The sequence below is a fragment of the Erwinia sp. MYb416 genome (genome assembly GCF_037479575.1).
Lineage (GTDB): Bacteria > Pseudomonadota > Gammaproteobacteria > Enterobacterales > Enterobacteriaceae > Erwinia > Erwinia rhapontici.
In genome coordinates, this window is sequence record NZ_JBBGYT010000210.1 from 1 (window position 1) to 655 (window position 655).

Annotated in this window: 1 pseudogene; it reads left to right on the forward strand. The window is 52.4% G+C overall.

What is annotated here, in order from left to right:
• Positions 1–655, forward strand: a pseudogene (locus WH277_RS01935) (DDE-type integrase/transposase/recombinase); the annotation flags it as partial.

The window sequence follows — 655 nt, forward strand, 5'->3', positions numbered from 1 at the left end:
CAAACAGATGTTTGCCGATCTCAGTCTGGAATGCCGGGCGTTGAAAGATGTTATCGAAAAAAAGCTTTAAAACCAGCGATAAAGCGTGAACTCGTCCGCTATCTGACGGCGCATTTTGCCATGAGTTTACGCCAGGCCTGCAGGACGTTATCGCTGAGCAGGACGGTATATTTTTATCAGCCTGATACCCGGCGTGATGAACCGGTGATCCAGGCGCTGACTGAACTGGCAGAACGCTATCCGCGCTACGGTTTTAAGAAGCTTTTTCAGGTGCTTCGCAGGCACGGTAATGCCTGGAACCATAAACGCGTTCACCGGATTTACTGCCTGCTGAAACTGAATTTTCGTCGTAAGGGTAAACAACGTCTGCCGGTGCGCAACCCGACCCCGCTGGCAACACCGCAAGCGTTAAACCAGAGCTGGTCGATTGATTTTATGCACGATGCACTCGTCTGCGGCAGACGCTTTCGAACCTTCAACGTGGTGGATGATTTTAACCGTGAGGTGCTGGCGATAGAAATCGACCTGAATATTCCAGCTCAGCGTGTCGTCCGGGTACTGGACAGGATAGTAGCAAACCGCGGATATCCTCTGAAGATGCGGATGGATAACGGGCCAGAACTGGTCTCACTGGCACTGGCGCAGTGGGCGGAAG